At 53.9% G+C, this 11,736-nt stretch carries 12 protein-coding genes; 10 read left to right on the top strand and 2 right to left on the bottom strand.

Features of this window, described 5'->3' with window-relative positions; genetic code table 11:
- Positions 1-125: 125 nt before the first annotated feature.
- Complete coding sequence (locus INT12_RS13765; protein ID WP_226926188.1) at positions 126-500, bottom strand: helix-turn-helix domain-containing protein; 375 nt, start codon at positions 498-500, stop codon at positions 126-128.
- 314 nt (positions 501-814) lie between these two features.
- On the opposite strand from INT12_RS13765, the gene INT12_RS13760 reads away from it, so the two are divergent.
- The 4 genes from INT12_RS13760 to INT12_RS13745 all read left to right on the top strand — a co-directional run bounded on the left by INT12_RS13760 (position 815) and on the right by INT12_RS13745 (position 4,035).
- Positions 815-1,549, top strand: a complete 735-nt coding sequence (locus INT12_RS13760) for a metallophosphoesterase (protein WP_193058877.1) — start codon at positions 815-817, stop codon at positions 1,547-1,549.
- A 498-nt stretch (positions 1,550-2,047) separates the two neighbouring features.
- On the top strand, positions 2,048-2,545 hold the full coding sequence (locus tag INT12_RS13755) for a hypothetical protein (protein WP_167656324.1): 498 nt from the start codon (positions 2,048-2,050) through the stop codon (positions 2,543-2,545).
- A gap of 59 nt (positions 2,546-2,604) precedes the next feature.
- Complete coding sequence (locus INT12_RS13750) at positions 2,605-3,237, top strand: HAD family hydrolase (RefSeq protein ID WP_193040906.1); 633 nt, start codon at positions 2,605-2,607, stop codon at positions 3,235-3,237.
- 309 nt (positions 3,238-3,546) lie between these two features.
- The gene (locus INT12_RS13745) at positions 3,547-4,035 is read left to right on the top strand and encodes a hypothetical protein (protein WP_193040905.1); all 489 of its coding nucleotides are present in this window, start codon (positions 3,547-3,549) and stop codon (positions 4,033-4,035) included.
- Between the two features lie 279 nt (positions 4,036-4,314).
- Here the strand turns inward: INT12_RS13745 and INT12_RS13740 are convergent, their stop codons facing one another.
- A complete protein-coding gene (locus tag INT12_RS13740) occupies positions 4,315-5,301 on the bottom strand; it encodes a hypothetical protein (protein ID WP_193040904.1) in 987 nt (328 codons plus the stop codon).
- Positions 5,302-5,733: 432 nt separating this feature from the next.
- Here INT12_RS13740 and INT12_RS13735 point away from each other — a divergent pair, with 432 nt between their 5' ends.
- From INT12_RS13735 to INT12_RS13710, 6 genes are all read left to right on the top strand, one after another.
- The gene (locus INT12_RS13735) at positions 5,734-5,994 is read left to right on the top strand and encodes a hypothetical protein (RefSeq protein ID WP_193040903.1); all 261 of its coding nucleotides are present in this window, start codon (positions 5,734-5,736) and stop codon (positions 5,992-5,994) included.
- 597 nt (positions 5,995-6,591) lie between these two features.
- The gene (locus tag INT12_RS13730) at positions 6,592-7,062 is read left to right on the top strand and encodes a hypothetical protein (protein ID WP_193040902.1); all 471 of its coding nucleotides are present in this window, start codon (positions 6,592-6,594) and stop codon (positions 7,060-7,062) included.
- A gap of 109 nt (positions 7,063-7,171) precedes the next feature.
- Entirely contained in the window at positions 7,172-8,320 is a 1,149-nt protein-coding gene (locus tag INT12_RS13725) for a hypothetical protein (protein ID WP_193040901.1), read from the top strand.
- Positions 8,321-8,457: 137 nt separating this feature from the next.
- On the top strand, positions 8,458-9,672 hold the full coding sequence (locus INT12_RS13720) for a hypothetical protein (protein WP_193040900.1): 1,215 nt from the start codon (positions 8,458-8,460) through the stop codon (positions 9,670-9,672).
- Between the two features lie 497 nt (positions 9,673-10,169).
- A complete protein-coding gene (locus INT12_RS13715; protein ID WP_193040899.1) occupies positions 10,170-10,847 on the top strand; it encodes a TauD/TfdA family dioxygenase in 678 nt (225 codons plus the stop codon).
- Complete coding sequence (locus INT12_RS13710; protein WP_193040898.1) at positions 10,840-11,646, top strand: hypothetical protein; 807 nt, start codon at positions 10,840-10,842, stop codon at positions 11,644-11,646. The genes INT12_RS13715 and INT12_RS13710 overlap by 8 nt, the downstream gene beginning before the upstream one ends.
- Positions 11,647-11,736: the final 90 nt, after the last annotated feature.

The raw sequence follows: 11,736 nt of genomic DNA, 5'->3' as shown, positions 1-11,736 counted from the left end.
TGTTAGTCTTGAACACTAGTGCGTCTGACGAGGCTACTGGCACGAGCTAGACCAAAGGGCCATGCTTTGCTCTATTGTTGGCCCTATGGTAAGTAAGTTTGTTGCGATATTGTGCTCCCCTCGGCTCAGCTCCGTTCATTCCAATATTTGCTAACTGTCGACTTCGCAAGCCCCAGAAGTTCCGCAGTCTCCTTCTGCGTCTTACCTTCAACTTTGCATTGAAGCACCGCTGTCCGATTGGCAGCGCCTGATCGAATGCGACCGTGCACTGACTGAAGCTTGCCGCCGGTGAACTCGCCGTCGAGCTTGTTTAGGACACCCAGCTTCTCAAGCTTGGTGATCTCGCCGGCCAAGTGTTTCAAAAATTCCGTCGGGGTCTGGCTACGGTCATGAGCGCTGGCCACGGCCACGAGCGCTACAAGATCAACGCCCAATGCGATGGCGATGTCTTCGAGCGATGACAGGGTAGGGCTGCTTCTCGCGCGCTCGATATTGTTCATATGCCGAGCTTCGACCCGACCATGAAAGTCTTCCTGAGACAGGTTTCGGGCGGTACGTGTCAGCCTCAAGACTGCGGCTAGCGGTTCTCTCAACGACATTTGGAATACCCAAAGCCGAGGATAAAGCCATATTGCGCGGTTCGACTCCATGCAATATAGTGCTGCGAAATGAACTGACTGGCACGCTTGTGCCGCGCTCTGATCGAGGAAGTGTAGGTCGGGATGCTCCCGTTCCATTGCGCCGAGTCCCGGCACGCGTGCGCTCTGTAACCCAGTCGGCGTCAATTTATAGCTAAAGCCTCAAGGCCAGCGTTTTGCGAATCAGAATCTACTCAGACCTCCACGCCGAGTTCCACCGTTTCGCCCCCCCATCCCTCGATGCGGGGGTTGACCTGGTGATCCTCGCCGGCGACATCAACAAGAAGGCCAGGGGCGTCCAGTGGACCAACGATACCTTCGCCTGCCATGTCGCGTATATCGCAGGGAACCATGAGTACTACGACGGTCACATCGATCGTACCCTGCAAAAAATGAAGGGCGCTGCGGCCGGCCATGTCCACGTGCTAGAGAATGAAGCACTCATACTGGGTGACGTCAGGATCTTGGGTACTACTGCGTGGACTGACTACAGCGTCACAGGGGATTTGTTGGCGGCCAGCAACGCTGCCAGGCAAGGCATGAACGACTTCAAGTACATCAGGGCAGACTCGAACTACAGACGATTGAGACTGGACGACTTGGTTACCCGGAATCACATCGCCCGGGACTGGCTCACCCAAGAGCTTGCTCGACCGTTTGACGGCAAAACGGTAGTAGTGACCCATCACTCACCATCCCCTGTGGTGATTGGTGAGCAGCATGACGGGCATCTTACTGCAGCGTACACCAACGACTGGCCGCGTTTAATCGAGAAGGCCCATGTGTGGGTGTTCGGTCACACGCATGAGGCTACAGATGTTGAGCGAGCCGGCGGCAGGGTGGTCTCGAACCCAGGTGGCTACCCTGGAGAGAGCACTGGTTTTGACCCTTACTTCGAGATCCAAATCTAATGGCCACTTCGACGATGAAGCACTTTTTTGACCACTCCGTCGAGCCGATAGAGCTCGATCGGGATCTTCCCTCGGAGGTCATTCAGGCGCGGGGCATTTCCTGGGGTATGGTGGTCGACGCTTACCTTGTCAACGCAGCAAGGGTAGGGCAGAGCTATGCGGCGCTCGTTTACAACGATCAGTCAAACGTGAGCTCGAATGGAATGACGGTTGCTACCCCTCCACTTCAGTTGGTTGAGACAAGGGCGGGGTTCAAGCTAATGCGCAGCCTAAGTGGCAAAGACTACTACGTTATCGCTAGCGAGCTCAGCGAGCCGCGGTGAGCATCCAATTGGGTTGACTCACTCAGCCTAAAGGCCGCTTTCAAGCTGTAGTACTTGGCAAGGCGCGGCGAGCACCTTGGATTTAGAGCTTTATATATCCCGCTGACCAATCCGCTGGACGACTTCATGTGCGCTCGTATTCACGTAGCACTTAAAAGTGCACTAAGGAAAATGCATGTCTGATCTGAAAAAAATTGAGCTCACTGTCAAGAACTACAATGTTAAAAACTCTGCTGACATTGATACGCTCTATAGCCAAGTTCGGTGCGAAGACAGTGAAGGAAAAACTTTCTATTTCAAAGAAGTTTGCATGTTGGACTACTTGAAAAGGCACGGGGCGATTGTTACTGACAAGCCTCGTACATGGTACTACAAGCATTTGAACAAGAAAACCATCGTTCTAGTGGCGTTCCAAAAGGCAGATGGAAAGGTTGAGTATGACCTTGATCACCTGAGACAGGTTGCTAAATCCAGCATTCTTAAAGGGATTGTTTTCGCGGTAGCGGCAATTCCTGCGGGTTTGATCATCGCAACAGCGACTTTTGGTATCGGGCTGCTGTTTACGCCTGTGTGCCTCTTCTATGCATACAGAAGTCTCTTTAAGATCCCCCGGATGCTGCGCCGGGATACGCTGCTAAACGAGCTCGCCGCGCATGGAGTGATTGTACAGTAGCTGTCAAGCTGGACTGCTGCGATGCAGAGCAAAGGCCGCGTGTCGATGAGGAGCAATAAATGACAGCAGTAATTTTGGATCTCTTCGGTACGCTTTTGCAGATTCGAAACCGGCAGAACCCCTTTCGACGGCTCCTCCGCCTAGGCTCACAGCAGGGACGCGCCGCTTCCCCTGGAGATCTGCGCTGGATTATGACCAACGCCTGTGGGTTGCAGGAGGCTGCTGATTTTTTTGGAATCAAACTTTCCTCCACTCAACTCACTGAGCTCCAGAGCTGCCTAGAGCTCGAACTTGAATCGATCACACTCTTTGAGGATGCGCTGCCGGCGCTCGCTCTGCTGCGACACCACCAAATAAAAATTGGCGTTTGCTCGAACTTGGGTGGCCCGTATTGCCCGGTAGCCCGGAATTTGCTGCCGGGGCTCGATGGCTATGCGCTCAGTGCCGAGGTTGGGCTGATGAAGCCTGATGTGGCCATGTACCAACACATCTGCACCCAGCTCGAGGTTGCACCCAGCCAACTCCCAGGATCGAACGCGCCTCAGGTCTTGATGATCGGAGACTCCCGGCGATGTGATGCTGATGGCCCCCGAGTGGCCGGCATCGAAGGTTACCAACTGGATCGTAGTGGAGCGGGTCGCTTTTGTGACCTGCTTGAGTTTGTTACAGGTATCAACACCAGCAGAGGTTGATGCCCACAGCCAGCCCTTCGCGTTCGACCTTTGAAGCGGGTGTAGGAGATGTGTGCCCGATCTCGACAGGAGTACATTTGTACTCAAGTGTATGCGAGGTAACCAACAGATCATTCCCGACTTATCCCGCTGCGCTTTCGCTAAACGCGAATAGGCCATTTAGAGTCAGTACCCGGACTGATGAGCGGAGTAATTGACACTCTCTAAGGTGCTTCAATTCAGGCGCCCGACCCTAACAGCGGTACTTAGGGGGTTGCTGGTGTTCAGCAACGTGGCTATGTTGATTGAGTGGCAAATACGAGAATCCATATGGACGATCAATCTTCAACGAAGCACACAAACGTGACGATCAGGATGAAGGTGCAGATTGCTGAAATCCTGCTCAGCATGTTCACGGCTGAGCTGCAGAGCATCGTGCGGGACTCTGACTTCAGAGACGATGCTGAGCATGGGATCGAAAATAGCCTGCCCGTAGATAGCGAAATCCCAATCCACGCTGCCTTTGGGTCGGGGAAAACGATTTTGAGTTCTGTCTGGATGAGTGCTTTAACCAAAGCATTGGATGAGGCTGAGCAAGCGCGCAAGGCATTGGATTTCATTGCCTCGTACTGTCGTTTTATCGGACTCACACCCTCTCTTCAACGGGAGGTCAAGTACTGGCTCGAAGTCTTGGCGTTCGCCCGGGCCACTGTGGCGAAGCTCCTTATCCTCTTTGCCTATTCTCGGTACTCCTTCCTGGAGGTTCCGCTGTTCGCTGACGGCCCTGAGCTCAACGGCTACAAGCACCGCCTTCGCTAACTCTTCCTTCGAATTGGTCATTTCCTTGTTCGATTGGGAGATTTGCTTGTGCCTGAAAAAAAGCGCTGTGCCTGCTCCAAATGCCCGCATACGGGCAAACAGGGGCGTCCGGTACCCGTGTCGCCTTCGAATCCCGCCCCTGAGAAGCCCCAGAAGCCTGAGCGGAGGTGGGTCACCCGATTGCTGGACATCCTGAAAATCGTGATTGGCCTGGCCAACTTGATCCTCGGACTGTTCAAGCACTGATAGCGTGTCCCCCACTGATTTGGTGGGGGCACTCTACTCTGCAGCAGAGGGCTCCACACTGGCTCGCTTACCTGCGACCTTGAGGGGCTCGACAAGGCTAATTTGAGCCTTTAGTGCGAGAGTTAAGGAGAGCCTACGATTGGTCAGGGTTTCATACCTTCCACCTTGCATCGGTGCTGGCCGTGGTTCAGAAACTGAGTGGCGCCAGATCCCAAGCACTACCACCTCGTCGTCTTGCTCGAAGCCTTTGAACCATTCGGGCTGGTTCGACCAGATGCTCACCTCCAAACCAATGCCATTGGATGGATCATTTGGATCGGCTTGCACCTTGTTCATTACCAGGTTGATCACATTGCTCGAAGGCTTGTCTTTAACAGCGTATCGCACGCTCTTGATACGCCCCTGGATTGCAATAGGGTGCGACACGGTGTTTTGTGACACGGCGTGGTAGGCGTGTCTATGGCGCTCTTGCTCAAAGTAGAACTGATCCCACGAGACGGTGGTGTTGCCCTCGAAGACCAGCTCAAGATGCTGTTCCATCTCCTCATTGCTTGCGCACAGTGCGCGCAGCTTCAGGACTCTGTTAGCCGAGTTGACATACGCCGGCAGAAGCCCCGGATTTGAGGTGTAAGTACGGCCGCCCTGGCGTCTTTCTCCATCGCCCTGCCTAGGCTTACCTGCATTGCCAGCCAATGCCTCCTGGATCATGACCAAGCGCAGGCGATATTTGTCGCGCTGAATGCTCTCGATGAGATCCTCTGAGGATTTCGCAATCTTTTCGATTTCTTCATCGACGCCGTAATCGCAGTGCGCGGCATGAGCCCCCTTGGGCTTCAAGCGGAAGTAACCAGGTACGAATACTGACTTGTCGTACATTTCCCTGGTGTAAGGAGGGTTGTGAGCCACGTTTGTCTCGCAATGCATGCACAGCATCGGTTCTGCACCTAGCCCTTTCTGATAGGTCTCCGCATCCCAAAAATGGCCATTTTGGTCTCGTGCCTGGCTCATCTTGATGCCCATAGATGTACCTCCTGTTAACGCCTCATTTTGTTAAAGGCCGGCCGCGGGAGTTGGTTGAGTGGTCGCGGTCACTGCCCATTACACTGACGATGAGCATTAAGTCAGAGGTCGATTACTTCAAAGCCGGACGCTTTAGCGTCTAGCGTTCGATCTGCTAGCGCGGCAGTGGAGGGGTCGGTATCCGTTAACTTCATCCCCGATCCCAGAATGTATCAACGGGGCAAGAGCGGACACAAGGCGCGAAATAGCTTCAGCAATCGCTCAGGAACACGGGCTTGAGACGGCGGCGGCTCACAAGGACTCGTTGCGGCTGAGAGATGCCATCGGGCGGTGCGTCATCAGCACCGTCATTGAGTAAATGCATCCAGTTGAGAGGAAATTCGATTGGCACCTCCCTAGAGTGGGATCTTCTTACCACCAGAGGATGCTGATGTGAAAATGCTTCGCAAGCTGTATGAGTGCACCCAATCCCCACAAGCCAAGGTTATCGGTGCATGGTTGCTCATTCCCGGAGCACTCTCGATGGCAATCAAAGGAATGTGGGATCTCGCTTGGGCGACGATTGAGGTCACACAATGCATGACGCTGTGGGAGTCATTCCCGTACGTAGCAAGCTGCGCTGTGGTCTTCGCCCTAACGGGCTGCGCCAAGATGATTTCGATCCAGTTGCGTCGAGAGCACAAGCTCTTCTGAGACGCAAATCAGGTCGTCTGAGAGCAGGATCGAAACTGCTCTCGGATGACGTTAGGGTGTGTGAATCAAGCCTGCAGGTGAATGTCCATCCACGCGAACTGGCCACTCTGTACCACACAGGACAACTCATTCTCGCGTCCCTATCACAGGAGTGCGCGCTCCGGGTCAAGCGTCCAAGCGAGCCGCGACTAAGCAGGAACTGGTAAGTGCACTGCCCAAGTTCTTCGATGGCAAAACAGCCCCGGTAAAGACTCACAAATCGGACGCAACCATCATAAGCCCAGCCTTGAACAACTACATGGACGGCTTGAGTCTGATTACTTGAGCCTCGCAATTCTAGGCTATCAATTGGATCGAAATAGAGCAGGACGGTTCGGCGATTTGCTTGAGTTCTCGCAAGCCATTACGTCATCGGGTGGTGTACTCCACCAAGAGCTCGGTGTTTCACCCCTCGCACGGCTTCGCTGCTTTGACCTCCAAAGGGTTAGAAGGCTGAAGTGGCGGGTGGCTTGTTCCTGGGTGCTCAGCCAGTGACGGCGCGCCCAAGCTCGTAGAGTTATACTTCACTCTTGTGCTCAGGCCGTTCGAGAGGGTGCTATGCGTAAAGGTGAGATACCGATCGAGCTCTCATTGCTCGCGTTTGACTTCTTCTACCGGTTTTCACGATTTGAGTTCTGTCTCAAAGAGAACGGTTACCTAAAATTCGAAATCCCTGGGCAGAAAGCTGAACCAGGTTGGGACAAATTTGTAGAGCGCCATGCCGAAACCTACGTGCTGACAGCTGAAGCGGCAGAGCTTCTTGCTGCTCCACCTGATCGGCAAGTGGTTGGAGCCGGGTTGGTTTTGGAGTGGGCGCCAGTTGGATTTCAAGACTGTAGATCTGACCTAGCGAAGGTTGTCCGAACGGTGAAAACAGTTCGCAACAATCTATTCCATGGTGGCAAGCATGGCGCCGCTGGCTGGGATTGCCCTCAACGTACGCAGTCTCTCCTCACATCGAGTGCAGCTGTGCTGGAGGGGCTGGTGGAGCTCGGTGATTTCCGAGGCGACTACGAAAGGTTTTATTGACCTGTGATCTTCAGCAGTGGCGAGTGAGCCAGCTCCACCCTTAGCGCAGTAGGCGAAATGTGGTTAAGCTCGAGCATGATGAATCAACCCTCGCGTGAATGGAGTCGCCATGCCCTTAACCGTTTTTTCCGCATCCCGCCGGATGGAATTGGACGTTCAGCAGCTATTAACACAGCTAGGGGTTGAGACTGGTTATGTCATGCCGTCGAAGAGTACGCCCATTCCGGAAAGCTGGAAGGTGCATTGTTCGACGGATCTCGAGTGCCCCTCGTGCTTCTGCACAGGTGCGGAGGTGGTAAGGGCGAGCAAGTCCAAGGTCGATGGTCACGATGTGCGGCAGGCGTACTTCCGGTTCCCTCAAAGCGATAGTTCAACAGGACACCATCCATTCTGTGACTTTTCGGGCAATGTCTCAGCTGCGTTCATCCCGGAAAACCTTGTCCAGTTTTCGTCTGCGAAGGATGGCGTCTCCAGGGTTGTGCGGGAGCTCGTATGCAAAGGCATTCAGCTAGAGATATTCACGCAGTGGGATATTCGGCGGATGCGCGAGTGGTTCTTCCAGACCAAGCTACAGTCGCAGTTCACCATTACGCTGGATCCCAAACTGCCTGGATGGTTGGATGGACTGCATCGTCATGTCTCATGGTCACAAGATTTGGATGCTGTGCCTATTGAGCTGACGACAGAGGTGCTGGGCATTCCCGGTTTTAATTTCGAGGCCGCAGCAACGCGAGAGGTTTCTCAGCGCCATCGCGCTACGCTAGACATCATCCGGGAGAAACGCCTGTACCCAGGTGCAATGGTTGAGCGCCTCGAAAAGCTGGCCACTGACTACCATGGAAAATCGGTCTATGACCCTACAGTTCTGCAAAACCACTTCCAGCTTACTAACCGGCTTGCAGCATTCATGTGCTCAAACCATAGCCCGTTGAGACGATTGTCGAAAGCTCACTACCCCTTGAATGGGCTGAAAAATGTCAAACCGCTGTTGGCGTTTTCGGCTTTGCTATTGTTCATTTCCGACTGGCACCTGGACGCTGCGGTCAGCTGCTTTGCGCAAATTGCCTCCAGTAAGCTGCAGGCGGATGAAACGTTAGGCAATGTGATGGGACTTAACCCTTTCCATGACTTCGCGGCATGGGCCATGTTGAAAAGCATCCAAGATTTGCCTCCAATCCAGATCCCCCCTCTGAGCGTCAAAGAGGAAATCGCTTTCAAGGTTGCCGAATTGAAGAGGCAAGCGGGGACGTCGAACTAAACCGTACCCGGATAACATCTTCGAGGCTTTCGCTACCAACATCTAAGCGACATGGCTGTTGCCAGGGATCCTGCTCGAGGTGGCGCCATGATATCATCGCGCTCCATCATCATGTACGAGCGACTGGAGACGGCCCAATGTGGTTCCACGGAATTAAGGATGTTCCACGCTACGAACTTTACAAATTGAAGCAAGTCCGAACGAAGGCATCATGGGATAAACCCGTTATTCCAGCTGGGCCACCGCTAGCTATTGATCCATCGCTTTTTATTTATGCGTCAACCCGCGCGTCAATACTCGGGCAAAAAATTGGACTAAGAGGTCAGCTGGCTGGACGAGGGCTGGGCGCAGCTGCTTTATGCTATCTGACACCTAATCTCTACAGTCCGGGCGCAAAGGTAACTAATAGAATTTTTCTTCATCACAATTTTAATTACACCAAAGACTTCATTGGTTCCAGTATAAAAGGAACAATCGGTGCAGCCTTGGCTTACTTGGAGATGCAAGATCTAGGATACGCATGGTGCGGTCATTGGGAGGACTGTACAACTCCCGCAGTTTTGATCATAAGCTCCGCAGCATCGACGTCGAAAGCTTCCGGCTCAGCCAAAGCTAAAACCAAAGCACCCGCGCCTGACTTTGTGTTTGCTTCCTCGAGCAACGTATGTTTAGTCGATGCTAAGGGTTCTGCTCGAACGATGCAGGAAGTGCGACAGATCGCCAAGAATGAGTGGAAGCGTCAAATCTACTCAAACAGACTAGTAAAGTTAGCTGGCGGTGGCACGGCTACCGAGGGGCGCATTATCGCGGCCTCGTTGGCAAATCCGAATGGTGTCGGCCTAGTAACCGCGCACGGACGATTTCTAGGCTCTTCTCTTCCTCCGGGCGCTGGGCATTCGAGCCGAGTGAGCACTACCAGCAAAGCGATAAAAACTGTTCAGAAAATCAATTTCACCAACGCTTTCTATCTCTTAGGTTTAAACGCTATGGCCAACCATTTCATTGGTGGCCCTCTGGGGCTAGCGAGAGCCGAAATGGATGCTGCTCGGCGAAGCGCGGTAGATATTGATGATCTTGGTTCCGTGTACACAGGCAAACGACGAATTGTCGATTTGGGCGATCAAGGTGCTTGGACAATGCAGCCGTTCTGTAGGCTCGACGTGCTAGAGGAGGCCTTAGAAAACCTGGTTTCTGATAACGCTCCGGCAGTTGCTGAAACCCCGGCGATGCTGGCCCCGCCCCCTGACAATGCGAAAAGCTCCGGAGACGGAAAGGTAGTTTCAGCTGGCCAGGTGATATTCCAAAGTCGTGATGGGGTCGGAGCAATATTGGAACGTGTGGCGGGTACCTGATCCGCGACAAGGCGGACTTAATGATCGCAACGACGTTGCTTGGGACTCATCACCTCATTCATCCTCCCAATTCGGCCGAAAGCTAGCTTGGCTACAGCTGGGATAGAGACATCAATGTATTGCGGCGAGTTGCAGTTAACCTGAGGGCCAGAAGCCTTCGGTCTGTGGAGCAATTTTCGGGGATAGGTCTGGTGCGCCAAGTCAGCTGTGTTTGAGCGCATGATATTTGTCAGTCAGACCGCGACGGTGTCCACGTGTACAACCAATGTAATACCCAGCTAGAGGTGATGAAGGAGGGGTGCTGAACCAGATTTGAACCGCTAATGGGGGGGGCACGGTTTTGGGCTAGCATCAGCTCGGCGCACCTAGGGTTTACGCAGGGCGACTACGCTGTCACTGCGAAGAGTGAAATCCAGCATGCCAGCGAAGGAGCACGCTTCGGATAGCTTTGAGGTTCTACAATCGTTCACGTTGCCCTCCCGCCGCAAGGATGCGAAATGCCACACCTGATCAAGAATGCCGTTTCAGCTTTGAGCTCAAAAGGATGGGCGAGCTTTCAATTGCCGGATGATGGCGCCGCAGTAATAGAGCAAACTGCGCTCGATATTGCCTTTCTCCTCGGGCAGCCCAAGGCAACGCGACGCCTGGGGCCTTTGGTCGATGTACTAATTCCGACTGATAGGCGATCTGCGAATCGTCGCTCTCTCAGCTTCCGCTATGGGCTGAGCCCATTCCCATGGCACACCGACGGAGCCCACTGGAGTACGCCGCCGCGGTACCTAGTTATGGCCTGCTTGGAGGCCGCCCCACACACTGCCCAAACGCTCTTCTGCGAGGGCAGCACATTCGATCCATTGAATGTTGATGGTGCTCGGTCGTCGGTGTTCAGGGTTACCAATGGCGGAAACAGCTTTTACGTCGCGGCTCGAGGAAGTTCTGATTGCTACTACAGGTTTGACCCTGGCTGCATGACGCCAGTGGATGCCGGCGCCCAGGAGATCGTGCGCGCGATCGATCTCTTTGAGCCTGCAGACGGACAGGCAATCACTTGGCAGGCCGGGAAATTCTTGCTGCTTGATAACTGGCGTTTTCTACATCGCCGCGGAGCTGCACAGGGAAGCACTGAGCGGAAACTCCTTAGGGTCACCGTAATGGAGAGAGGCAACCATGGCTAACACGGGAAGTGGCGTAAAAAAACCGCGCAAGGACGTGCCATCAGCAATCTCGGCGGAGGCGCTGCTAGGGAAGTCTCGGCTTTACGCCTTGCGAGCGTTGCAAGCTAAGGCCTCGAAGGATTCGGAGGTCTATCAGATTTGGGCAGCTCTGGCCCTTGAACTCCTGGGTAAAGCTCAGCTTGCGGCGATTCATCCTTGCCTGGTCGTGGAAACCGACAATCCAAATAGCCTTTTGGAGGCTTGCGGTGTCGAAACCGATACCAAGGTGAAGACCATCAGTGCTCACGTGGTTTTCGCACGACTGAAGCATACGGTGGCAAAATTCGGCACACCGCATGCTAAGTCATGCGAATTGATCTCCTCACGTAGAAATGCCGAACTCCATTCGGGCCAGGCAGCATACGCCGGCGTCGTGGATAGCGACTGGGAGGGGGAGTTCTGGACAACCTCAGAACTCATCCTCGCATCCATGGGACTGGAGTTGGAGGATTGGGTGGGCAGTAAGTCAAAAATCCCTGCGACCCTTGCCAAGGACTTCCACACGATCAAGGTGCAGGCAGCCAAACAAAGCATCGCAAACGCCCGAGCGACCTTCGAAAAACCTGATGAAGTGCCTGGATCATCACAGCAGAAGCCGAAAAAGCGCTCTCATAAAGAGATCAAGGAACTGCGAGAGCATTCCCAAGGCTTGGAGTGGTGGACGTATCGAGGTGCCTTCAGATACCACTTGGATAGCCACTGGGACATCCCGTGCCCTGCATGTGCGGATTCCACGGGCATCCGGCCACCCATTCCATGAACATCCGGCCACTGATTCCACGATGATCCGGCCACCCGTTCCACGGCCATCCGGCCACCCACAAGGCAGGCAGCAACGCAGGATTAATTC

This window comes from Pseudomonas sp. K8, assembly GCF_014889455.1.
Classification (GTDB): domain Bacteria; phylum Pseudomonadota; class Gammaproteobacteria; order Pseudomonadales; family Pseudomonadaceae; genus Aquipseudomonas; species Aquipseudomonas veronii.
The sequence above is the reverse complement of the archived record's forward strand: the minus strand, read 5'-3'. Positions and strand labels throughout refer to the sequence as shown.

What these genes read in the sequence shown, in the direction of transcription:
- INT12_RS13765 (WP_226926188.1), bottom strand. Translation starts at nt 500, where the DNA reads ATGAACAATATCGAGCGCGCGAGAAGCAGCCCTACCCTGTCATCGCTC.
- INT12_RS13755 (WP_167656324.1), top strand. Translation starts at nt 2,048, where the DNA reads ATGTCTGATCTGAAAAAAATTGAGCTCACTGTCAAGAACTACAATGTT.
- INT12_RS13750 (WP_193040906.1), top strand. Translation starts at nt 2,605, where the DNA reads ATGACAGCAGTAATTTTGGATCTCTTCGGTACGCTTTTGCAGATTCGA.
- INT12_RS13745 (WP_193040905.1), top strand. Translation starts at nt 3,547, where the DNA reads ATGGACGATCAATCTTCAACGAAGCACACAAACGTGACGATCAGGATG.
- INT12_RS13740 (WP_193040904.1), bottom strand. Translation starts at nt 5,301, where the DNA reads ATGGGCATCAAGATGAGCCAGGCACGAGACCAAAATGGCCATTTTTGG.
- INT12_RS13730 (WP_193040902.1), top strand. Translation starts at nt 6,592, where the DNA reads ATGCGTAAAGGTGAGATACCGATCGAGCTCTCATTGCTCGCGTTTGAC.
- INT12_RS13725 (WP_193040901.1), top strand. Translation starts at nt 7,172, where the DNA reads ATGCCCTTAACCGTTTTTTCCGCATCCCGCCGGATGGAATTGGACGTT.
- INT12_RS13720 (WP_193040900.1), top strand. Translation starts at nt 8,458, where the DNA reads ATGTGGTTCCACGGAATTAAGGATGTTCCACGCTACGAACTTTACAAA.
- INT12_RS13715 (WP_193040899.1), top strand. Translation starts at nt 10,170, where the DNA reads ATGCCACACCTGATCAAGAATGCCGTTTCAGCTTTGAGCTCAAAAGGA.
- INT12_RS13710 (WP_193040898.1), top strand. Translation starts at nt 10,840, where the DNA reads ATGGCTAACACGGGAAGTGGCGTAAAAAAACCGCGCAAGGACGTGCCA.